Source organism: Streptomyces sp. WMMC1477 (assembly GCF_027460245.1).
Classification (GTDB): Bacteria; Actinomycetota; Actinomycetes; order Streptomycetales; family Streptomycetaceae; genus Streptomyces.
In genome coordinates this window covers 830375-853095 of sequence record NZ_JAPZBD010000003.1, presented here as the reverse complement: position 1 = coordinate 853095, position 22721 = coordinate 830375, and the positions used below count along the sequence as shown (strand labels likewise).

Genomic DNA, 22721 nt, shown 5'->3' with positions numbered 1-22721 from the left:
CATGAGCACACCCACCACCACCTTCCGCCGTCCCGTCCGGGCCCAGCGGCCGAGCGTGCCCGAGGGCGAGGTCGTCCTCAAGGCGCCGCCGCAGCTGCCGCAGCCGGACCCGAACAACAACGTCTGGCTCACCGCGCTGCCCGCCCTCAGCGGGCTGGGCTCCGTCCTGTACATGCTCACGATGGGGCGCGGCCCGATCGGGTACGTGGTCGGGACGATGTTCCTGGTGTCCTCGCTGGCCATGGTCGTCGGCTCGCTGCTGCGCCAGCGCGGGCAGACCAAGGGGCAGGCGCAGCAGGAGCGCCGCGACTACCTGCGCTACCTGGACCGCACCCGCACCGAGGTGCGGCGGACCGCCGAGGCGCAGCGGGCGTCGCTGCGGTGGGACGGGCCCGAGCCCGGTCTGCTGTGGGGCGTGGCGGCGAGCCGGCGGCTGTGGGAGCGGCGGGCGGCGGACGAGGATTTCGGCGTCGTGCGGGTCGGCTCCGGGCCGCGCTACCTGGCCACCCCGCTCGTGCCCGGCGAGTCGGCGCCGGTGGAGGATCTGGACCCGCTGGCCGCCGTCGCGCTCAAGCGGTTCGTGAACGCCCACGCGGTCGTGCCCGAGCTGCCCGTGCAGCTGGCCCTGCGCCGCTTCGCGTGCCTGTCGCTGGAGGGGGACCCGGAGGAGGCCCGTGCCCTGGCCCGGGCCGTCATCGCCCAGGCCGTCACCTTCCACGCCCCGCGCGACCTGCGGGTGCTGCTGTGCACCCGGGACCCGGAGGGGCCGGAGTGGGGCTGGCTGAAGTGGCTGCCGCACAACCACCACCCCGAGGACGTGGACCACGCGGGGCCCGTGCGCATGATCCACCCCGGCCTGGCGGGGCTGGAGGACCTGCTGGGCGCCGAGCTGGGGCGGCGGGCCCGCTTCCACCGGGACGCTGAGCCCGACCCCGACGTGCCGCACCTGCTCGTCGTGCTGGACGGCGGGCTGGCCCTCGGCTCGGAGGTCGTGCTCGACCCGGACGGGCTGCAGGGCATCACCGTGCTCGACCTGACCGGGCGGGCCGCCGCGCTGCGCGACGCCCACGGCGTGGCGCTGCTGGCCGAGGGCGGCCGGCTGCGCGTGCGCAGCGGGGAGGCCACCGACGAGCTGGGCACCGCCGACGCGCTGGGCCCCGCGCAGGCCGAGGCGCTGGCCCAGCAGCTCGCCGGGTTCCGGCTGGACGCGAAGACGGTGCAGACCGAGGACCTGGACACCGCGGACACGACCCTGCCCGGCCTCATCGGCGTCCGGGACGCCGGACGGCTCGACCTGGACACGCTGTGGCGCCCGCGCCCCCTGCGGGACCGGCTGCGGGTGCCGATCGGGCTGGCCGCCGACGGCGGCGTGCTGGACCTGGACATCAAGGAGTCGGCGCAGAACGGCATGGGCCCGCACGGGCTGCTCGTGGGGGCCACCGGCTCCGGCAAGTCGGAGCTGCTGCGCACGCTCGTCCTGGCCATGGCCGCCACCCACTCGCCGGAGCAGCTCAACCTCGTCCTGGTCGACTTCAAGGGCGGCGCGACGTTCGCCGGGATGGCGGAGCTGCCGCACGTGGCGGCCGTCATCACCAACCTGGAGGACGACCTCACCCTCGTCGACCGCATGCAGGAGGCGATGGCGGGCGAGATGAACCGCCGTCAGGAGGTGCTGCGGGACGCGGGCAACCTCGTCTCCGTGCGGGACTACGAGCGGGCCCGCCAGCGCGGCGCCGACCTGCCGCCGCTGCCGAGCCTGTTCATCGTCGTCGACGAGTTCTCCGAACTACTCGCCCAGAAGCCGGACTTCGCCGAGCTGTTCGTGCAGATCGGGCGGCTCGGGCGCTCGCTGGGGCTGCATCTGCTGCTCGCCTCGCAGCGGCTGGACGAGGGGCGGCTGCGCGGGCTGGAGGCCCATCTGTCGTACCGCATCGGCCTGCGCACGTTCTCCGAACAGGAGAGCCGGGCCGCGATCGGCGTGACCGACGCGCACCACCTGCCCAACGCGCCCGGCCACGGCTACCTGCGCACCGACATGACGAGCCTGAAGCGCTTCCGGGCCGCCTACGTCTCCGGCGCGTACGAGACGCAGGCCGAGGGCGGCCCGGCGCCGCTGGGCGGCTCCGTCGACGTCCGGCCCTTCCCCGCCGCCTATCTGCCCGTCCCCGCCGAGCAGCCGCACGCCACCGCACCCGCGGCCCTCCCCGAGACGGAGGGAGAGGACACCGAGGAAGCCGAGGCGTCCGCGACCGTGCTGGGCGTCATGACCGAGCAGATGACCGGCCGGGGACCGCAGGCCCACCAGGTGTGGCAGCCCCCGCTGGAGGAGCCGGACAGCCTGGACGCGCTCTGCCCCGACCTCACCGTCCGGGAGGGGCGCGGCCTGGGCACGGCGCCCGACCGGCCCGCCATGCAGGCCGTCATCGGCACCGTCGACCGGCCGTACCACCAGCGGCGCGACCCGTACACGCTGGACCTGTCCGGGGCGGGCGGGCACGCCGCCGTCGTCGGCGGCCCCCGCAGCGGCAAGTCCACCGTCGTGCGCAGCCTCATCGCCTCGCTCGCCCTGCGCCACACCCCCGTCGAGGCGCAGTTCTTCTGCCTGGACTTCTCCGGCACCCTCTTCGCCCTGGCCGGGCTGCCGCACGTCGGCGGTGTCGCCGGGCGGCTGGACCCGGAGGCGGTCAACCGCACGGTCGCCGAGGTGCTGGAGGTCCTCGAACAGCGCGAACTGCGGTTCCGGGAGCTGGGCGTGGACTCCATGGGCGACTACCGGCGGCTGCGTTCCCAGGGCCGGGTGGACGACCCCTTCGGCGACGTGTTCCTCGTCGTCGACGGCTGGCAGGTGCTGCGGCAGCACTTCCCGGACCTGGAGACCACCCTCATGGGGGTCGCGGGCCGGATGCTCACCTACGGCATCCACCTCGTCGTCACCGGAAACCGCTGGCTCGACCTGCGGCTCGGCATGCGCGACCTGGTCGGCACCAAGATCGAGCTCAAGCTGGGCGACGCCCTGGACTCCGAGGTCGACCGCAAGCTCCAGCGCGCCGTCCCCGCCGACCGCCCCGGCCGCGGCCTCACCGCCGACAAGCTGCACTTCCTCGGCGCCGTCCCACGCCTCGACGGGCGGCACGGCGACGCGGACCTGGCCGACGGCGTCGCCGACCTCGTCCGGCGCGTGGCCCAGGCCTGGCACGGGCCCACCGCCCCCCGGGTGCGGATGCTGCCCGACTCCTACCCCTACGCCGGACGCCCGCGGCCCGCCGCGCCGGACGGCACCGCGCCCGGCGTCGTCATCGGCGTCGAGGGCAACCGGCTGGAGCCCGTCGTCTTCCGCCCGGGGGAGGACAACGGCCTCATCGCCGTCGGCGACACCGAGACGGGCAAGACGGCCCTGCTGCGTTCCGTGGCCCGGCAGGTCGTGGACACCTGGACGCCGCAGGAGGCCAAACTCGTCCTGTTCGACTACCGCATGACGATGCTGAAGGAGTTCGAGGGCGAGAGCCTGCTGGGGTACGCCACGACCCACGAGCGGTCCACCGACATCGTCGCCGGGCTCGTCGAGGGCTTCCGCAAGCGGCTGCCGGGGCCCGACGTCACCCCCGAGCAACTGCGCGCCCGCTCCTGGTGGACGGGCCCCGAGATCTACCTCGTCGTCGACGACTACGACCTCGTCGCCACCTCGGCGGGCAACCCGCTGCGGCCCCTGCTGGAGTTCCTCCCGCAGGCCAGGTCCGTCGGCCTGCACCTCTACGCCGCCCGCCAGGCCGGCGGCGCGGCCCGCGGCAGCGGCGACCCCGTCCTCAGCCGGGCCCGCGAACTCAACGTGCCCGGCGTGCTGCTGAGCATCCCCAAGGACGAGCCCGCCATCTGGGGCCACCGCTCGGCCAAGCGCAAGAAGGGCCGCGGCCTGCTCCTGCACCGCCGGCTCGGCACCACCCCCGTCCAGCTCACCCGGCTGGACGCCCCCCACCCGGCCTCCCCGGCCTCTCCCCACCCGTCCTGACGCGAAGTGGACACCCGCGCATGAACACCGCCCCCGCCTTCGCCCCCGCCGGGGCCGAAGCCCCCACCGGCACCGCGCCGCGGCCTGCCGAGGGCACCGCGGCCGAGCGCCGCCCCGGACACGACTTCTGCCGCATCGCGCTCGCCGGACCGCGCAGCCGGGCCGACCTCGCCGTCCCCTTCGGCGTCCCCCTGGCCCGGCTGCTGCCCGCCCTCGTGCAGCACGCCGGGGAGGAGACCGGGCCCGACGGCGGACTCGCCCACGGCGGCTGGATCCTGCGGCGCGCCGACGGCACCCGGCTGGACGCCGAGCGCCCGCTGTCGGCGCAGCGGGTCCGTGAGGGCGACCTGCTCTTCCTCGCCCACGGCACCGAGGACACCACCGGCCCGCTCTACGACGACGTCGTCGAGGTCATCGCCGGGTCCGGCGCGGGCGCGTCCTGGTCCACCGGCAAGGTGCGCGGCGCCGCCGCGGCCTTCGGCACCGCCGCGGCCCTGGGCGCCGCCGCCGCGCTCGTCGCCACCCCCGGCACCCTCGCGGGCGTCCTCGCCCTCGTCCTGGCCGCCCTCACCCTCGGCACCGCCGCCCTCGTCTCCCGCGCCTTCGCCGACGCCGCCGCCGGCACCTGGACCGCCGCCCTGGCCGCCCCCTTCGCGGCCGTCGGTGCCGCCCTGCTCCTGGGCGAGGGCTTCGGCGCCGCCCAACTCCTCCTCGTCTGCGCCGTCGTGGCCGTGCTCGGCGCGGGCGGCCCCCTCCTCGTCGGGGCCGGGGACGGCACCTTCGCGGCGCTCGTCACCGCCGGGGTGCTGACGGCGCCCGGGGCCCTCGTCGCCCTCGTGTGGTCCACCGGGCCCGCCCGCGCCGCCACCGTCGCCACCGCGCTGGCCCTCGCCGTCACCCCGCTGCTGCCCCCGCTCGCCCTGCGGCTGGCCCACATCCCCGGGCCCCGGCTCGTCACCGACGCCGAGGAGCTGGAGGAGCTGCCCGAACCCATGGGCCACGCACTGCTGGAGCGCCGCGTCGCCAAGGCCCGGCGGCTGCTGTCCGGCCTGCTCGCGGGCGCCTTCCTGGTCGTCGGCGGCGGCGCCCTGCTCCTGCTGGCCTCCGGAGAGCTGTGGCCCTCCGTTCTCGCCGGCACGCTCGGGCTCCTCGCCCTGCTGCGGGCCCGCCTCTTCACGGCCGCCCCGCAGGCCCGCGCGGCCCTGGCCGCCGGGCTCGCCGTCCTGTGCGGCGCCGTGGCGGTCACCGTGTCCCGTTTCCCGCAGGAGGCCGTGCCCCTGCTCGCCGTGGTGCTGCCCGGCTGCGCCCTGGTGGCCCTGGTGGCCTGCGCGGTCGGCGTGTTCAGCGGACGGCGCGGGCTCAACCCCCGGGTGGCGCGCACCCTGGACGGCTTCGAGACGCTTCTGCTGCTGTCCGTCGTCCCGCTCGTGCTCGCCGTGTGGGACGTGTACACGGCGCTGCTGGAGCTGCGGGCATGACGGGGCGACGGGGCGCCCCGCCCCCGGCCGTCCGCCGTCCCCGCCTTCGCCGTCGCCTCCGCGGTGCCGCGCACGCCGCCCCGCACGCCGGGCCGCTGTGCGGGCTCCTGGCGCTGCTGCTCGCCTGGCCGCTCGCGGCGCCCGGGGCGTGGGGCGGGGCCGCGGAGGCCTTCGCCGCGCCCGAACGCGTCGACACCGCGTGCTCCCGGCCGCCCCGGGAGGGCGCCCCGCTCCCCGACACCCTCCCCGGGCCCTCGCTCGCCGAGCGGCTCGGGCTGGCCCAGGCCTGGGACCTGGCCGACGGCACCGGCGTGAGCGTCGGCGTCGTCGACTCCGGCGTCGACGGGCGGCACCCGGAGCTGACCGGGGCCGTCGGCCAGGGCACCGAACTGGTCACCGTGCGGAGCGCCGAGGAGTTCCGGCGCCAGCGCCCGCAGGCGCCCGACCTCGACTGCGACGGGCACGGCACCGCCGTCGCCGGGCTCATCGCCGCCACCCGGGGCGGCGAGCCGCGCGTCACCGGCGTCGCACCGGGCGCCCGCATCTTCCCCGTGCGCATCGTCGGCGGCGTCGAGTCGACGACCGAGAACACCCTCGCCGCCGGGATCGACGCGGCCGTCGACGCCGGCGCCCGGGTGCTGAACCTCTCCTTCGCCCTGCCCGTCGACCGCGAACCCGTCCGCGAGGCGGTCCGACGGGCGGTCGCGTCCGACGTCGTCGTGGTCGCCGCCGCCGGGAACGAGGGCGCCACCGACGTGCCCATGTACCCCGCCGCCTACGACGGCGTCCTCGCCGTCGGCGCGGTGGACGCCCGAGGCGAACCCGTCGAGCAGTCCAACCAGGCCGACTGGGTGGACATCGCCGCCTACGGCGAGAGCGAGATCGCCCCCGCCTCCGGCGGCTCCGGCTACCAGCGCGTCAGCGGCACCAGCTTCGCGGCCCCGCAGGTCGCCGGGGCCGCCGCCCTCGTCCGCAGCCGCTTCCCCGGGCTGAGCGCCGAGGAGACCGTGCGCCGCCTGACCGGCTCGGCCGCGCCCGTCGGCGGTCCGGACGACCCGCGCACCGGCGCGGGCCTCGTCGACCCCTTCGCCGCCCTCACCCACCTCGGGGGCTCCGACGGCGCCGCCGACGCCGACGAGGCGGCCCGCGACGGTGCCATCCCGGTCCAGGCGCTCCCCGAGGAGGAGCCGCCGCTGACCGCCACCGCCACCACCGCCCTCGCCTGGAGCGGCGCGCTGCTGCTCGCCGTCCTGCTGGTCCTCCTCGGCGCCCCCGCCGTGCGCCGGGCCGCCGCCCGGCGCTGGCGCCCCGGCCCGCCGCGGGGACGCCCGGCCCCGGAGGGCCGGGCCGGGGGCCGCCGCCCGCCCGACGCGGCGCTGCGCCGCCTCGGCCCGCCACCGCGGCCCGACCCGGCCGCCCCGGGCCGTGCCTCCGGCCGCGCTCCCGGGCCCGCCCGCCGACAGCCCCGCTGACCGGCATCCCACCGAGGACGACCCCGATCCGCACCAGGACGACCCACAGGAACCCGGCATGGCCACCACACGAGAACTCGCCGAAGCCCACGCCTACGAGAACCGACGCCAGGCCACCGGCCTCTTCCGGGGCGCCGACGAGGCGCTGCGCGACCCCCGCCGCCGCGTCAACCGCGCCCTGGCCGGCGGCGTCGCCATGGGCGTCCTGATCATGGCCGGATTCGGCATCGCCGGCTGGCTGGGCGGCGGCCGCGGCCCCAAGCTGCCGCAGAACGGCGCCGTGGTCGTCGGCGGCAGCGGCGACCGCTACGTCGTCAGCGAGGGCACCGTGCACCCCGCCCTCAACCTGGCCTCCGCGCTCCTCGTCGGCGGCGGCCGGGTCACCGAGGTCCGGCAGGCCGCGCTCGACGAGGCCCCCCGCGGGCTGCCCGTCGGCATCCCCGCCGCCCCCGACGCCCTCCCGGGCGAGGGTGACCTCAGCGCCGCCCCGTGGACCGTGTGCACCGTCCCCGCCACGGACACCGAACGCCGCGCGCGGACCTACGTCTACGTCGCCCTCCCGGAGGCCGCCCCGGCCAGCGGCACCGCCCCCTCGGCGACCGTGCTCGCCCAGGCGCCCGGCGGCACGCTCTGGCTGCTCGACTCCGGCCGCCGCTACCGGATCTCCGAGGGCGTCGCCGCGACCCTCGGCCTTCAGCGGGCCCAGCGGGTGCCGCTGCCCGACGCGCTCCTGGCCACCGTCCCCGAGGCCCCGGCCATCGACACCCCCGAGGCCGACGAGGGCGGCGAACCCGCCGCCGAGCTGGGCGTCGAGGCCACCGTCGGCGACGTCGTCCACAGCGACCTGAACGGGGTGAACCCCCAGTACTACACCGTCCGTCCGGACGGCCTCGTCGCCGTCTCCGAGCTTGTGTACACGCTGTTGCGCGCCACCGACGTCGCCGAGCACGAGCTGACGCCGGTGCAGGCCGCCGAAGCGCCCCGCTCGGACGCCCCGGCCCCCGGCGATCCCGCCTGGCCCGAGCGGCTGCCGGACGCCGACCGGCTCGACCGCAACCGTCCGCTCTGCGTCACCACGCCCACCGGATCCGCCCCCGGCGACGCGCCCTGGGAAGCCGTCGTCCACCTGCCCGGCCGGCTCCCCGAGCCCGCCGGCCTCAGCCCCGTCGCCCCCGCGGACGGCACCACCCTCGGCATCGTCACCGGCGTCTACGTCCAGCCCGGCCGCGGGGCCCTCGTCCGGGCCACCGCCTCCGCCGGGGCGGGCGGCACCTACACCCTCGTCACCGACGGCGGCACGGCCTACCCCCTCGCCACCGCCGAGGCCGTCGAGCGGCTCCGGTACACCCCCGCCGACGCGCCGACGCTGCCCGCCGCCTACGTCGGCCTGCTGCCCCGCGGTCCCGTGCTCGACCCCCGGGCCGCGGCCGTCGAGCACCAGGGCGACGGCCGGACCGGGGCGGGCCCCGAGCCGGAGGAGGAGGCCGACGCCTCCCCGGACGCCGAACAGGACGAGGAGACCGGGGAGAGCGGGAACTCCGGGGACGAAGAGCGGGACGAGAGCGCCGAGGGCGCGGAGGAGGGCGACGCATGAGGCTCCCGGAGACCACCGCGTTCGGCCGGGCCCGCGCCGTGGCGCTCCAGGGCGCGCTCGGCGCCGGACTCGCCGGAGCCGCGCTCGGCGGCCCGGAAGGCTGGGCACTGCTCGCTGCGGGCGCCGGCACCGGTGTCGTCACCGTCCTGCGGCGCGACGGGCAGTGGCTCGACGCCCGGCTCCTGGCCCGGCTGTGCCGGGGCGCCCTCGCCCCCGGCCCCGGCGGCCCCCGCGACCCGGGGCTCGGCCTCGCCGCGACGCTCCTGCCCGCGCTGGAGACCACCGAGACCGGCGACCGCAACGGCGGGCCGGTCGGCGTCCTGTCCGACGGCCGCGGCCACGCCGCCGTCCTCGCCCTGCCGCCCGGCGTCCTGCCCGCACCGGCCGCCGACACGCTGGGCGAGTGGCTCGCCCACGACCCGGCCCGCCCGGTGACCGTCCAACTCCTCGTCGAACAGTTCGGGCTGCCGTCCTGGGACTTCCACCGCCGCTTCGAACCCACCCTCGCCTACCGCCAACTCCCGGCTGGAGCAGGGCCCGTGGCCGTCCGCTCGCATCTGGTGGTGCGCTACGAGCCCTGGGACGCCCCCGAGGTGGCCGCCGCCCGGGGCGGCGGGGCGGCAGGGGCCCGCGCCGCGCTCGCCGCCGCGACCGCCCGGCTCCGCGCGCGCCTGGCCGCGCTGGACGTGCCCGCCGAGCCGCTGGACGGGGACGGGCTGCGGGAGCTGCTGCGCGACGCGGGCGACCCGGACGGCTCCGGGCGGGCCCTGGCCGACAGCTGGGCGGGCCCGCACACCACCCACTGCGTGCTCGCCGCCCGGCTCACCGGAACCGACGCCTGGCTCCGGCTGCTCGCCGAGCTGTCGGCGACGGGGCTGGAGCGCACCGTCGCCGCCGTGACGTTCGGCCGCACGGCGACGGGCACCGAGGCGCGGGTGGCCGTGCGGCTCGTCGGCGGAGCCGCCCAGCGGGTTGCGGAGTGCCGCGAGCGGCTCGTCGGCGGCGGCACGGCGCTGCCGCTCACCGGGGCCCAGCCCGCCGGGCTGGTGGCGACGCTGCCCGTCGCCCACCCCGCCCGGCCGCTGGAGGCCGCCACCGGCTTCGCCCCGGACCGCGCCCGCCACACCGCCCGCGCCCGCCGGACCGCGTCCGCCACGCCCGCGGCCTCGTCCGCAGCCCACCCCCCGACGACGGGAGCCCCATGAGCCGCCACCGCTCCGCCGCCCCGGCCCGCGCCGCGTCCCCGGCGTCCCCCGCGTACCCGGACCTGACGGCCCTTCCGGTCAGCCCGCCGCAGGCCGCCGCCGGCGAGGGCTTCGCGCTGTTCCCCGCGCCCAGCGGCATCCACCTGGGCACCGACCGCACGGGACGTGCCGTCACCCTGCCCGCGTTCGGCCCCCGGAGCACCCGTGTCGGCGTGCTCGGCGAGTCCCTGTTCGGCCGCCTGCTGGCATGCCGGCTCGTGGCCACCGGCGCCGCCGTGACGGCCGCCACCCGCGGCCCGGCCCTGTGGGCGTCCCTCCAGGCCGCCTGCGGTGAGCGGCTGGCCGTCTCCGAGGCCGCCACCGCCTGGCCGCCGGGACCCGCCACGGCCCCGGGAGCGGGGCCCGGCCCGCAGGCCCTCGTCACCGACCTGCGGCGGCCTCCCGGCGCCGTCGCGCGGCCGGGCGCCTGGACCACCGTCGTCCACGTCACCCGCCGCGCCCCCGCCCGCTCGGCGCACTGGCGGCAACCCGACGCCGTCCTCGTCCTGGACGCCGGCTACGCCGACGCCGTCACCCCCGTGCTCGGCGAGGCCGCCGGGCGGCTGACGGCCACTCTGGCGCAGGGCGAGATCGCCATGTTCCGGCCCACGGGAGCCGACATCCTGCGGCTGGACATCGCCCCCGCCGAGACGGCCCTGCTCCGGCCCGCCTGAGCCCGTACGGCCCGGGCCGTCGCCGTGGTCCGGGCGGGCACCGGCCGGGTACGACGACGGCGCGCTCGTCGTCCGCACCGGCCTCGACCGGCCCGTCGTCGACCAGCTCTACTTTGCGAGCAAGCGGGTCAAGGGCCAGTTCGAACGGGTCCTGGGCAGGCGGCGAGCCGCTGACGGAGGACCCCAGCACCGCGCTGCGCGCCGTGCTGTACGCCTCCCGCGCGGACTACGAGACGTACCATCCCCTGCTCACCGGGATGGGCATGGACAACGGCGGCGTCTACATCGAGCGGGGCGCGACCGATCGCTCGGAGCTCTCCTGGGCACGGGTGTGATATTTCACCTGGCACTGGTGCTGCCCAGGCTCCGGCGAGGGGCGGGGGACTACGGGTACGGACCCGCGACGAAGATGCCCTCGACGAGGGCCGTGCGGAAGGCGCGGCGCGGGAAGATGCCGCGCGGACAGCCGTGTGCGGGCGGCGCGCGCGGCGCGCTCAGCGTTCCGGGGCCGGGGCGCAGCCGAGGACGTGCTCCTTCACCAGCTGTGCCACCCGCGGGTCCGACCGGCGGAACGCCTCCACGACCGCGTCGTGCTCCTCCGCGTAGGACTGCTGCACGGTCCCGAGCCAGCGGATGGACAGCGCCGTCCACACCTCGATGCCCAGCGACTCCCAGGTGTGCAGCAGCACGCTGTTCCCCGAGGCCCGCACCAGCTCGCGGTGGAAGGCCACGGTATGCCGCACCTGCGCCTCGCCGTCCCCGACCCGGTCCGCCTCGTACAGCGCCGCCACGTGCGGCTCCAGGGCGGACACGTCCTGGGCGAGCCACGGCGCGGCCAGCTCCGCCGCCATCTGCTCCAGGCCCGCGCGCACCGGGTAGATCTCCTCCAGGTCGGCCGCCGACAGCGCCCGCACCCGCACGCCCTTGTTGGGCGCCGACTCGATCAGCCGCAGGGCCTCCAGCTCGCGCAGCGCCTCCCGCACCGGCGTCTGGCTGACGTGCAGCTCCACGGCGATCCGGCGTTCGACGATCCGCTCACCCGGGCTCCACCGGCCACTGACGATGCCCTCCACGAGGTGCTCGCGGATCTGCTCACGTAGCGACTGGACGACGGGCGGTGCCATGGGCGCTCCTAACTGTCACCCTCGACAATACGGCGCCCTCCGTTCGGGCTACTCACCGGTCACCTTTTCGCGTCGTCGGGTCGGGGTAGGGTCCGTGACCATGCCCACGATCACGCAGCCCCCGCCGGGAGCCGGGCCGGAACCGCCACCCGTACCGCCGTCCGGGCCGGCGCCGGGACCAGCGCCGGGACCGAGGCCGTGAACGCCCTCGAACTGGCGGCCATCGCGGCCTCGGGCGTCGCCGCCGGCGGGATCAACGCCGTCGTGGGCTCCGGGACGCTGATCACCTTCCCGACGCTGCTCGCCTTCGGCTACCCGCCGGTGCTGGCCAACGTCTCCAACAACATCGGCCTCGTCCCGGGCGTCCTGAGCGCCGCCTACGGCTACCGCAGGGAGCTGAGGGGCCAGCGCCGCCGTGTCCTGCGGTTCGCCACCGCCTCCTTCGCCGGCGGCCTCACGGGCGCGATCCTGCTGCTCACGCTGCCCGCCGAGACCTTCGCCGCCGTCGTCCCGGTGCTCATCCTCACCGCCTGCGTCCTCGTGCTGCTCCAGCCCCGGCTGAACCGCTGGCTCACCAGCCGCCGGCCGGCCGACGCCCACCCCGACGGCGGCGTCCCGCTGTGGCTCGGCGTCCTCGGCACCGGCGTGTACGGCGGCTACTTCGGCGCGGCGCAGGGCGTCCTCATGATGGGCCTCTTCGGCAGCTGCCTGCCCGACGACCTGCAGCGGCTCAACGCCGTCAAGAACGTGCTGTCCTCCGTGGTCAACGGCGTCGCGGCCGTCGTCTTCATCGCCGTCGCCCGCGTCGACTGGGCCGCCGCCGGAGCCATCGCCCTCGGAGCCACGCTCGGCGGCCTCCTCGGCGCGCGCATCGGCCGCAGGCTGCCCCCGGCCGTCCTCCGAGCCGTCATCATCACCGTGGGCCTCACCGCGTCCGTCGTCCTGCTGGCCACGTGAGCCCGGCCGCCACGGCCGCAGCCCCGACGGCGTCGTGGCGTCAGAACGTCTCGCCGTAGACCAGCGTGCCCGTCATCCACGGCGCGTGGGAGCTCAGCGCGCGGACCTGGAAGGCGGGTTCGGGGATGCGCAACGAGGGGCGGCGGAAGCCGAGACCGCCGCCGGGAACGAAGCCGAGCCGGGGGCAGCACCCCCGGGGCCACCGCACCCGGATTTCCCGGGCCCCGCCCGTACCCGGTGGCTAGGATCGCCGGTCATGCTCACCAACGCACAGATCATCGAACGGGCCCTGGACCGGATAGGCGCCGGCTACGTCTTTCCCGAGCGGGTCCCCGTGATCGACGGCGCGCTCCGCCGCCGGCTCGCGGCCGGGGAGTACGAGGGCCTGACGGGGGCCGCCCTCTGCGCGGCCGTCACCGCCCACCTCCAGGAGGCCTGCCCCGACCAGCATCTGCGGCTGCTGTGGAGCGACACGCCCCGGACCGCGGACGAGGGCGGAGGGCAGGCCGCCTTCCGGGCCCTCCTCGCCGCCGAGAACCAGGGCGTACGCCGCTTCGAGCACCTCGACGGCAACATCGCGCTCCTGGACGTCCGCCGGATCGCCGACCCCGGCTCGGGTGCCCCCGCCATCGGCGCCGCGATGCAGCTCGCCGCCGGAAGCGACGCCCTCCTGTTCGACCTCCGCGCGTGCAGGGGCGGTTCGCCCGAGGGCGCCGCCCTGTGGTGCAGCTACTTCTTCCCGGACGGTGACGTCCACCTCAACGACATCCACGACCGGCCCGCCGGCACCACCCGCCAATACTGGACGGCCGCCCACCTGCCGGCTCCGCGCTACCTCGACCGGCCGGTGTTCGTCCTGACCGGGCCCGCGACGTTCTCCGGCGGGGAGGACGTCGCCTACACCCTCCAGGCCCACGGGCGCGCCGTCGTCGTGGGGGAGAGGACGCGCGGCGGGGCCCACCCGACGGAGCGGTACCCGGTGACCGACCACGTCACGGTCACCGTGCCCACCGCCCGGACGGTCAGCACGGTGACCGCAACCAACTGGGAGGGCACCGGCGTCACGCCGGACATCCCCGCGCCGGCCGAGGAGGCGCCGGGGGTGGCCCACCGGGAGGCGCTCAGCCGGCTGCGGGACGGACGTTCCGGTTGAACCGGAAGAGGTTCTTCGGGTCGTAGGCGGCCTTCAGTGCCGCGAGCCTGGCGTAGGTCGCGGGCTCGAAGGCCTGGGCCGTCTGCGTCTCGTCGGCCGCGTCGCCGTCCCCGTACAGGAAGTTGACGCAGTGCCCGAGGCGCCACGGGCCGAAGGCCTTCCGCAGCAGGGCGTGCCGCTCGCGGATCGCCGCCGGGTCGTCGCCCCCGGGCCCCGGTACGGAGATGACCCGCACGACGTACCGCGCCCGGCGGTGGTCGACGGCGATCCGGCCGGGACCGCGCCGGTCCAGGGCGCCCCCGAGGTGCCGGAAGTCCACCACGCAGGAGACCGGCGCCCCGGGCCCGGCCAGTTCCAGCACGGCTCCGGTGGCCTCCGGCGTCAGCTCGGTGAGCAGGGTGTTGGTGCCGGTGTAGGGGTGCGGCGCGTCGGAGTCCCGGTGGATGGTGCCGCACTCGGTGTACGGCATCTCCCGCAGCCCGTCCTCCAGCGGCTCCCCGACCGCACGCAGCGGCCGGACCAGCCGCTCGCCCTCGGCCGACGGCCCGTCGAAGGCGATCCGTACGGAGGCGGCGTACCGGCCGCGCAGGTGACCGGGCACCTCGGGCGCGTCCGGGTAGGCGAGCAGGGTGAGCGTGGACGTCAGCTCCTCGGGCACCTCGGCCGTCCACCGTCGCCAGGCCTCCAGCGCCGCCTCGACGTGCGGCTCCCCGAACACCAACTGCCCCCCGTAGACGGTCGACAGGGGGAAGAGGCCGATCTCCATCGAGGTGACCACGCCCAGGTTGCCGCCGCTGCCCAGCACCGCTGCGAACAGTTCCTCGCCCGGCACCGTCCGCCGCCGCTCGCCGTCGGCCGTGACGATCTCCAGCTCCCGGACGTGCTCGGCCGCGTACCCGTACCGCCGCGCCAGCAGGCCGATGCCGCCGCCCAGGAGGTAGCCGACCGCGCCCACGGTGTTGGACGAGCCGTTGAGCGGTGCCAGCCCGTGCGGTGCCGCCGCCGTGATCACGTCCGCCCACCGGGCCCCGGCCTCGATCCGTGCGGTGCGCGCCTCCGCGTCCACCGTCACGCCCCGCATGCGCCGGGTGCTGACAAGGACCCCGCCGTCGGCGGCCACGGACAGCCCGTGGCCGGTCGCCTGCACGGCCACCGGCAGCCCGTGCGCGTCGGCGTACCGCACCGCCCGCCGGACGTCCTCGGCGTGCGCCGCACCGACGACGAGCGACGGCCGGTGCGCGTACGCCGTCTGGTAGCCCCCGGCCTCCTCCTCGAATCCCGGGTCACCCGGCCGGAGGACCGGACCGCTGAGTGTCTCAACACCCGCTGTTTCCCTGCCCTTTGTGATCTCCATGTCTCAAGGATGCTGCTCCCAGCCGGCCTCGTGGCGGTCGAGCCCGGAGCGAGTCCCGCTCGTGCCCCGGGCCGCCGCCCGGCCGTTCAGCCGGGCGGCGAAGCCGTGAGCAGGGTGGCCGTGCAGTACTCGGCCAGGGATTCGGCGTGCGGCGGGAGGGTGCCCCCGGAGCGCAGATGGCGGCGGACGAGGGTGAGCGGCAGGTCGACGAGGGCGAGGACCAGCCGTTCCGCGGTCTCCGGGTCCGCGCCGCCCAGCGGCGCGGTGGCGGTGCGGAGGGCCGCGAACACCCGGTCGTTGCCGCGATCCGCCTGCTCCCGTTGCTCGGCCGGCCACCGCTCCCGGCCGAAGGCCTCCGGGCCGTGCAGGAGGACGGCCGCCTGCTCGGGGTGCCGCCGGCTCCAGACGACGACGTGGCGGGAGGCGGCCGGCCCGGACCGGAGTACGTCGTCCTCCGCCGTGAGCGCGGCGAGGTAGCCCTCCTGGAAGCGTTCCACGGTGCGCAGCCACACCTCCGCCAGCAGGACGTCCCGGCCGGGGAACCGGTGGTAGACCGAGCCGCTCGGGGCGCCGGCGGCCTGGGCGACGGCGGCCATGGTCACGCCCGGGGGGCCGGCCGCGGCGGCGAGCCGCACCGCGGCGTCGAGGAGCTGGTCGGTGCTGAAGCGGGGTGGCCTGGCCATGTATTGGAGGCTACCCTCTCCATGAAATAGAGAGACGTCTCTCATACGGGGGAGCAGGCTGGCATGGGCGTCTACAACGTGCACGAACGGCTGTTGCCGGGAAGCCGGGACGAGCTGGGAGCGCTGATCGACCGACTGGCGGGCGGGGACGACGCGCTCTGGCCGCACGGCGCGTGGCCGCGGATGCGGTTCGACGCGGCGCTGGGCGTGGGTGCGTCCGGCGGCCACGGGCCCGTGCGTTACCACGTCGCCGCGTATGTGCCCGGCACCTGGGTGCGGTTCACGTTCGACGGGCCCAGGGGCTTCGACGGGTTCCACGAGTACGTCGTGCTGCCCGCCGGCGCGGACCGGACGACGCTGCGGCACACCCTGGCCATGCGGGCGCGGGGGCCCGCCCGGCTCACCTGGCCGCTGCTGTGGCGGCCCCTGCACGACGCCCTCCTGGAGGACAGCATGGACGGCGCCGAGCGTGCCCTGACGGGAACGGTGCGCACCCCGGCCCGCTGGACCCCGTACGTACGCCTCCTGCGCGGGCTGGCGAGCCGCCTCGGGGGCAGGTGAGGGGAGCGGCCCGGTAGCCGCGGCGGCCCGCGACGACGTTGGCCCGCTCCGGCCGTCGTGGAGACGGCCGGAGCGGGCCAACGGGTGGAACGGGGTGGCTCAGAGGCCGAGTTCGCCCTCGAACTCGCCCGCCTCCAGGCGCTCCTTGACCTCGTTCAGGTAGCGGGCCGCGTCCGCACCGTCGACCAGCTGGTGGTCGTAGGAGAGGGTCAGGTAGGCCATGTCGCGGATCGCGATGGTCTCGCCCAGCTCCGGGTGGTTCACGACGACCGGACGGCGCACGGTGGCGCCGATGCCCAGCTCGGCGACCTGCGGGTAGTTCACGATGATCGTGTCGAACAGCGCACCGCGCGAACCGGTGTTGCTGATCGTGAACGTGCCGCCGGACATGTCGTCCGGGCTCAGGCCGCCGCCGCGGACCTTGCCGGCCAGCTCGGCGGTGCGCTTGGCGATGCCCGCCAGACTCAGGTCGCCCGCGCCCTTGATGACGGGGACCATGAGGCCCTTCTCCGAGTCCACCGCGATGCCCACGTTCTCGACGTCGTGGTAGGTGACGGTGCCGTCGTCGTTGATGCGGGCGTTGACGGACGGGTGGACCTTCAGCGCCTCGGCCGCCGCCTTCACGAAGAACGGCATCGGGGAGAGCTTCACGCCCTCACGGGCGAGGAAGGACTCCTTGGCCCGGGCCCTGAGCCGCATGATCCGGGTGACGTCGACCTCGACCACGGTGGAGAGCTGCGCCTGGTTGTGCAGCGCCTTCATCATGTTCTCGGCGATGACCTTGCGGATGCGGGACATCTTGACCGTCTGGCCGCGCAGCTCGGACGGCTGGGCCGCCGCCTTCGCCGCGCCCGCCGCGGGAGCGGCGGCCGGGGCCTGGGCCCTGGCGGCCTCGGCCGCGGCCAGGACGTCCTGCTTGCGGATCCGGCCGCCGACGCCACTGCCCCTGACCGTGGAGAGGTCCACGTTGTTCTCGGTCGCGAGCTTGCGCACGAGCGGGGTGACGTAGGCGCCACCGCCGGCCGCCGGGGCGGGGGCGGCGGGCACGGCCGGGGCGGGCGCCGGAGCCGGGGCCGGAGCGGCCGGCTGCGGGGCGGCCGGAGCCGGCGCAGGGGCCGGCTTGGGGGCCTCGGCGGCCGGCGCGGGCTCCGGCGCGGGCGCGGGCTTCGGCGCCTCGGCGGCGGGCGCGGGCGCCGGGGCGGCCGGCTCGGCAGCGGGGGCCGCCGCGCCCTTCTCACCGATGACGGCGAGCTTCGAGCCGACCTCGGCCGCCTCGTCCTCGCCGACGAGGATCTCCAGCAGGGTGCCGGCGGCGGGGGCGGGAATCTCGGTGTCGACCTTGTCGGTCGAGACCTCGAGCAGCGGCTCGTCGGCCTCGACGTCGTCGCCGACCGCCTTGAGCCAGCGGGTGACGGTGCCCTCGGTGACGGACTCGCCGAGCGCGGGCAGGACGACGTCCGTCCCGGAGGCCGCGCCGGTCGGAGCGGCAGCGGGGGCCGGGGCGGCCTCGGGCTGGGCCTGCGGGGCGGGCTCCGGCTGGGCCTGCGGGGCGGGCTCCGGCTGGGCCTGCGGCGCGGCCTCGGCCTGGGCCTGCGGGGCGGGCTCCGGCGTGGCGGGCTCCGGCTGGGCCTGCGGCGCGGCCTCGGCCTGCGGGGCCGCCGCGGGCGCGCCGCCGCCGGAGCCGTCGTCGATGACGGCCAGCTCGGCGCCGACCTCGACCGTCTCGTCCTCGGCGACCTTGATGGAGGAGAGGACACCGGCGGCGGGGGCGGGGATCTCGGTGTCGACCTTGTCGGTCGAGACCTCGAGCAGCGGCTCGTCGGCCTCGACGGTCTCACCCTCGGCCTTCAGCCAACGGGTGACGGTGCCCTCGGTGACGCTCTCGCCGAGCGCCGGAAGGGTTACGGAAACCGGCATGGTTTCGGTTGCTCCTTACGAAAGGTACGGATGTGGTCGCGCCCGACGCGATCAGTCGTGGGAGTGCAGGGGCTTGCCGGCCAGCGCCAGGTGCGCCTCGCCGAGAGCCTCGTTCTGCGTGGGGTGAGCGTGGATGAGCTGCGCGACCTCGGCGGGCAGCGCCTCCCAGTTGTAGATGAGCTGGGCCTCTCCGACCTGCTCGCCCATCCGGTCGCCGACCATGTGCACGCCGACCACGGCCCCGTCACGCACCTGGACGAGCTTGATCTCGCCCTGCGTCTTGAGGATCTTGCTCTTGCCGTTGCCACCGAGGTTGTACTTGAGCGTCACCACCGCGTCCGCGCCGTACTTCTCCTTGGCCTTGGCCTCGGTCAGGCCGACGGAGGCGACCTCCGGGTGGCAGTACGTGACGCGCGGGACGCCGTCGTAGTCGATCGGGACGACCTTCTGCCCGGCCACCCGCTCCGCGACGAGGATGCCCTCGGCGAAGCCCACGTGGGCGAGCTGGAGGGTCGGGATGAGGTCACCGACGGCCGAGACGGTCGGCACGTTGGTCCGGCAGTACTCGTCGGCGAGCACGTAGCCGCGGTCCATCGCGACCCCGGCCTCCTCGTAGCCCAGGCCCTGCGAGACGGGGCCGCGGCCGATGGCGACCAGCAGCACCTCGGCCTCGTACTCCTTGCCGTTGGCCAGCGTGACCTTGACGCCGCCGTCGGTGTACTCGGCCTTCTCGAAGAAGGAACCGAGGGAGAACTTGATGCCGCGCTTGCGGAAGGCGCGCTCCAGCAGCTTCGAGCTGTTCTCGTCCTCGGCCGGGACGAGGTGGGGCAGGCCCTCGACGACCGTCACGTCGGCGCCGAAGGACTTCCACACCGAGGCGAACTCGACGCCGATGACGCCGCCGCCCAGGATGATCGCCGACTTCGGCACCCGGTCCATGACCAGCGCGTGGTCGGAGGAGATGATGCGGTCGCCGTCGATGTTCAGCCCCGGCAGGGACTTGGGGACCGAGCCGGTGGCCAGCAGGATGTGCCGGCCCTCGTAGCGCTGCCCGTTCACGTCGACGGAGGTGGGGGAGGAGAGGCGGCCCTCGCCCTCCACGTAGGTGATCTTGCGGGAGGCGATCAGCCCCTGCAGGCCCTTGTAGAGGCCGGAGATCACGCCGTCCTTGTACTTGTGGACACCGGCCATGTCGATGCCCTCGAGTGAGGTCTTCACGCCGAACTCGGCGCCCTCGCGGGCCTGGTCGGCCAGCTCACCGGCGTGTAGGAGCGCCTTGGTGGGGATACATCCGTAGTGCAGGCAGGTGCCGCCGACCTTGTCCTTCTCGATCAGGGCGACGTCGAGACCCAGTTGCGAAGCGCGCAGGGCGGCGGCGTAACCGCCGCTACCGCCGCCGAGGATCACTAGGTCGAAAACGGTGCTGGCGTCGTTCGCCACGTCACGTCCTCCATGCATGGGTGCGCCGGAGCCGGTCGGCTGTGACCGGGCGGCTGTGCGTTCGGCCGCTCTACTGCTTCGGCCCTGTGGTTGAGCGGGCCCCTGTCCTGCCGAGACCCCATCTTCGCACTTGTCGGGGGCGGGCGGGACGCGGGGCCGGTGTGTGAGACGTCGTGCGGCCTCCCGAGCGGTTCCGGCTCGCGCCCCAACCGGCTGCTACTGGTCGGTAGCCCGGCCTGATCGCCGAGAGCGAACGCCACGCGGGTCGGGGAGGCCCGGACGCGCCCGGGCCCTCCGCGGGGCGTGACGGCCCGGCGGAGGGCCCGGGGAGCGGGGGCCGCCGGGCGGACGTCAGACGTCCCGGGCCCCGGCGACGGCGGCCGCGAGGGCGGCCGCGGCGCACCGCGGTGCGCGGGGCGCAGACCGTGCGCCCTCCGCCCGCGGTGCGAGGAGCGTCACAGCAGCTCGCCGTCCGCGGTGCGCTCGGCCAGCCGCAGCAGCGTCCGCACCGCGGAGCCCGTGCCGCCCTTGGGCGTGTAGCCGAACGGCGCCGACTCGTTGAACGCGGGGCCGGCGATGTCCAGGTGGGCCCACGGCGTGCCCTCGGAGACGAACTCCTTCAGGAACAGGCCGGCCACCAGGCCGCCGCCCATGCGCTCGCCCATGTTGGCGATGTCGGCCACGGTGGAGTCCATGCCCTTGCGCAGCTCCGGCGGCATCGGCATCGGCCAGGACTGCTCGCCGGCCTCCTCCGCCGTCTCGTGCACCTCGGTGCGGAACGCCTCGTCGCTGGACATGACGCCGAAGGTGCGGTTGCCCAGGGCCAGCACCATGGCGCCGGTCAGCGTGGCGACGTCGACGAGCCCGTCCGGGGACTCCTCGCAGGCCCGGGTCAGCGCGTCGGCCAGGACCAGCCGGCCCTCGGCGTCGGTGTTGAGGACCTCGACGGTCTTGCCGCTGTACATGGTCAGCACGTCGCCCGGGCGCAACGCGTTGCCCGAGGGCATGTTCTCGGCGAGGGCGAGCCAGCCGGTGACGTTGACCGCGAGCCCCAGCCGGGCGGCGGCCACCACGGCCGCGAACACGGCGGCGGCGCCGCTCATGTCGCACTTCATCGTCTCGTTGTGGCCGGCCGGCTTCAGGGAGATGCCGCCCGAGTCGTAGGTGATGCCCTTGCCCACGAGGGCCAGCGTCTTGGCCGACTTCCCGTACGTGTAGCTGAGCTTCACCAGCCGCGGCGGGCTGTCCGAGCCCTGGCCGACGCCCAGGATGCCGCCGTAGCCGCCCTTGGCCAGCGCCTTCTCGTCCAGCACCTCGACCTTGAGGCCGTGCTCCTTGCCGGCGGCCTGGGCCTGCGCGGCGAACGAGGCCGGGTGCAGGTCGTTCGGCGGGGTGTTGATCAGGTCCCGGGCGCGGGCGACCTCCTCGGCGAGCACGACGGCCCGCTCGACGGCGGCCTTGTGCGCCTTGTCGCGGGGCTTGCCGCCCAGCAGCGTCACCTCGGCCAGCGGCGCGCCGGCGTCGTCGCCCTTGCCGGTCTTGGCACCCTTGGCCGACTTGGCGCCGGCGCCCCTGCCCTCCTGCTCGCCGCGGTAGGCGGTGAAGGCGTAGGCGCCCAGCAGCGCGCCCTCGGCGACCGCGGCGACGGACTCCACGCCGTCCTCCACGGGAAGGGCGAACGCGGCCTTGCGCGTTCCGGTGAGCGCCCGCGCGGCGGCACCGGCGGCCCGGCGCAGCGTCTCGGGGGCGAAGTCGGCGCCGTCCTCGGGCGCGGAGCCCAGGCCCACGGCCAGGACCACCGGTGCCTTCAGCCCGTCGGGGGCCGGGAGCTTGGTCGTCTCGCCCTCGCCGCCGCTCGCGCCGAGCGTCTCCAGGACGGTGGCGAGCCGCCCGCCGAACGCCTGGTCCACCGTCTCGGCACCGGGGGTGATGGCCGGGGTGCCGGAGTCGTCGGCGCTTTTGGCGATGCCGATGACGATGGCGTCCGCACGCGTCGTTGCGGCGGACGAGGTACTGAGGGTCAGAGCAGTCACTGTCCTGGAGATCCTGTTCTTCGGAGATTCGTGTGAATTCCCTGGGGGTCTGGGTGAGGCCGAGCCTACGCCTCAGCCTGCCGCACCCGACGGGCGGCTGGGAAGCGGCGGGCGCCCGGGAGGCCGTCGGCCGTGCGCCGGGCGCGCGGGCGCGCCCCCGCGCGCCGGCGAGGTCCTCAGCGGTCAGCCGAGAGCCAGGACCAACAGGCAGGCGGTCGTGGCGCTTTCGGCGAGCGCTCCGAAGACGTCGCCGGTGACCCCGCCCAGCCGGCGTCGGCACCGGCGCAACAGCAGCTCGGCCAGGGCCAGTCCGGCGAGGACGGCCGCCGCGCCCCGCAGCGCGTCCGCCGCGCCGCCCACCGTTCCGCCCGCCGCCGCGGCCAGGAGGGTCACCACCCCGGCGACCCCCGCGGCCGGTCCGGGCGGGACGGTGCCCGCGACGACCGCCCCCAGCCCCTCGGGACGGGCCGCGGGCACCCCGCGCCGGGCGGCGAGGGTGAGGGCGGTGCGGGCCGCGGTGGCGGCCACGGCGTACCCCCAGGCGGCCTCGGCCCAGCCCTCCGCGTAGAGCCCGGCCAGGACGGCGACCTGTCCGAGCAGCACGAGCAGCAGCGTCACCACGCCGAAGGGGCCGATGTCGGACTGCTTCATGACCGTGAGCGCGCCCTCGGCGTCCCGGCCGCTGCCCAGCCCGTCGGCGACGTCGGCCAGCCCGTCCAGGTGGAGCCCGCGGGTCAGCACGGCCGGGACCGCGACCGTGGCGACCGCCGCCGTGAGGGGGCCCGTGCCGAGTGCCGTCAGCGCCGCGCCCGCGGCGCCCGCCGCGAGCCCGACGACCGCCCCGGCCACCGGCGCGCAGAGCATGCCCGGGCGGGCCGTGGCGCGGTCCCAGCGCCGCACGGGGACGGGGATCACGGTGAGGGTGCCGAGGGCGAAACGGAGGCCGTCCGTGCGGTGTGGCGGTGTGTGGTTCATGGCGCGGACAGGCTACGGCCTGCCCTGTGGCCGGCCGGAGCCGGCGGGCTCTCCAG

The 22721-nt window shown here is 76.3% G+C and carries 17 protein-coding genes and 1 pseudogene; 10 read left to right on the top strand and 8 right to left on the bottom strand.

Annotated elements, in window-relative coordinates; translation table 11 throughout:
* The first annotated feature begins 1 nt into the window (after nt 1).
* The 7 genes and pseudogenes from eccCa to O7609_RS04170 form a co-directional block, all read left to right on the top strand.
* On the top strand, nt 2–4006 hold the full coding sequence (eccCa, locus tag O7609_RS04200) for a type VII secretion protein EccCa (protein WP_269733550.1): 4005 nt from the start codon (nt 2–4) through the stop codon (nt 4004–4006).
* Between the two features lie 20 nt (nt 4007–4026).
* A complete protein-coding gene (eccD, locus tag O7609_RS04195) occupies nt 4027–5484 on the top strand; it encodes a type VII secretion integral membrane protein EccD (RefSeq protein ID WP_269733549.1) in 1458 nt (485 codons plus the stop codon).
* A complete protein-coding gene (locus tag O7609_RS04190) occupies nt 5481–6956 on the top strand; it encodes a S8 family serine peptidase (RefSeq protein ID WP_269733548.1) in 1476 nt (491 codons plus the stop codon). Before eccD ends, O7609_RS04190 begins: the two co-directional genes overlap by 4 nt.
* A 58-nt stretch (nt 6957–7014) precedes the next feature.
* Nucleotides 7015–8550 carry a type VII secretion protein EccB gene (gene eccB / locus O7609_RS04185; protein WP_269733547.1) on the top strand — a complete coding sequence of 512 codons (1536 nt, stop codon included), beginning with the start codon at nt 7015–7017 and terminating at the stop codon, nt 8548–8550.
* Nucleotides 8547–9755 (top strand): type VII secretion protein EccE, encoded by a 1209-nt coding sequence (locus tag O7609_RS04180; protein ID WP_269733546.1) that lies wholly within the window; start codon nt 8547–8549, stop codon nt 9753–9755. Before eccB ends, O7609_RS04180 begins: the two co-directional genes overlap by 4 nt.
* The gene (locus O7609_RS04175; protein ID WP_269733545.1) at nt 9752–10468 is read left to right on the top strand and encodes a hypothetical protein; all 717 of its coding nucleotides are present in this window, start codon (nt 9752–9754) and stop codon (nt 10466–10468) included. The genes O7609_RS04180 and O7609_RS04175 overlap by 4 nt, the downstream gene beginning before the upstream one ends.
* 49 nt (nt 10469–10517) lie before the next feature.
* Nucleotides 10518–10770, top strand: a pseudogene (locus O7609_RS04170) (collagenase); the annotation flags it as partial.
* 192 nt (nt 10771–10962) lie between these two features.
* Here the strand turns inward: O7609_RS04170 and O7609_RS04165 are convergent.
* Nucleotides 10963–11592 carry a GntR family transcriptional regulator gene (locus tag O7609_RS04165; RefSeq protein ID WP_269733544.1) on the bottom strand — a complete coding sequence of 210 codons (630 nt, stop codon included), beginning with the start codon at nt 11590–11592 and terminating at the stop codon, nt 10963–10965.
* A 198-nt stretch (nt 11593–11790) separates the two neighbouring features.
* On the opposite strand from O7609_RS04165, the gene O7609_RS04160 reads away from it, so the two are divergent.
* On the top strand, nt 11791–12549 hold the full coding sequence (locus O7609_RS04160) for a sulfite exporter TauE/SafE family protein (RefSeq protein WP_269733543.1): 759 nt from the start codon (nt 11791–11793) through the stop codon (nt 12547–12549).
* A 40-nt stretch (nt 12550–12589) separates the two neighbouring features.
* Here the strand turns inward: O7609_RS04160 and O7609_RS04155 are convergent, their stop codons facing one another.
* Complete coding sequence (locus tag O7609_RS04155; protein ID WP_332330034.1) at nt 12590–12757, bottom strand: hypothetical protein; 168 nt, start codon at nt 12755–12757, stop codon at nt 12590–12592.
* Nucleotides 12758–12805: 48 nt separating this feature from the next.
* Between O7609_RS04155 and O7609_RS04150 the strand changes: the two genes are divergently transcribed.
* A complete protein-coding gene (locus O7609_RS04150; protein WP_269743094.1) occupies nt 12806–13702 on the top strand; it encodes a S41 family peptidase in 897 nt (298 codons plus the stop codon).
* Here the strand turns inward: O7609_RS04150 and O7609_RS04145 are convergent.
* The gene (locus O7609_RS04145) at nt 13671–15056 is read right to left on the bottom strand and encodes an FAD-binding oxidoreductase (protein WP_269733541.1); all 1386 of its coding nucleotides are present in this window, start codon (nt 15054–15056) and stop codon (nt 13671–13673) included. The two genes, O7609_RS04150 and O7609_RS04145, sit on opposite strands and share 32 nt — an antisense overlap.
* An 86-nt stretch (nt 15057–15142) precedes the next feature.
* A complete protein-coding gene (locus O7609_RS04140; protein WP_269743093.1) occupies nt 15143–15739 on the bottom strand; it encodes a TetR/AcrR family transcriptional regulator in 597 nt (198 codons plus the stop codon).
* 63 nt (nt 15740–15802) lie between these two features.
* Between O7609_RS04140 and O7609_RS04135 the strand changes: the two genes are divergently transcribed.
* Nucleotides 15803–16300, top strand: a complete 498-nt coding sequence (locus O7609_RS04135) for an SRPBCC family protein (RefSeq protein WP_269743092.1) — start codon at nt 15803–15805, stop codon at nt 16298–16300.
* A gap of 99 nt (nt 16301–16399) precedes the next feature.
* Here the strand turns inward: O7609_RS04135 and sucB are convergent, their stop codons facing one another.
* From sucB to O7609_RS04115, 4 genes are all read right to left on the bottom strand, one after another.
* Nucleotides 16400–18217, bottom strand: coding sequence for a 2-oxoglutarate dehydrogenase, E2 component, dihydrolipoamide succinyltransferase (gene sucB / locus O7609_RS04130; RefSeq protein ID WP_269743091.1), 1818 nt, complete (start codon nt 18215–18217; stop codon nt 16400–16402).
* A gap of 51 nt (nt 18218–18268) precedes the next feature.
* On the bottom strand, nt 18269–19657 hold the full coding sequence (gene lpdA, locus O7609_RS04125; RefSeq protein WP_269733537.1) for a dihydrolipoyl dehydrogenase: 1389 nt from the start codon (nt 19655–19657) through the stop codon (nt 18269–18271).
* A 455-nt stretch (nt 19658–20112) separates the two neighbouring features.
* Nucleotides 20113–21690, bottom strand: a complete 1578-nt coding sequence (locus tag O7609_RS04120; RefSeq protein WP_269733536.1) for a leucyl aminopeptidase — start codon at nt 21688–21690, stop codon at nt 20113–20115.
* A 183-nt stretch (nt 21691–21873) separates the two neighbouring features.
* Complete coding sequence (locus O7609_RS04115) at nt 21874–22665, bottom strand: adenosylcobinamide-GDP ribazoletransferase (protein ID WP_269733535.1); 792 nt, start codon at nt 22663–22665, stop codon at nt 21874–21876.
* Nucleotides 22666–22721: the final 56 nt, after the last annotated feature.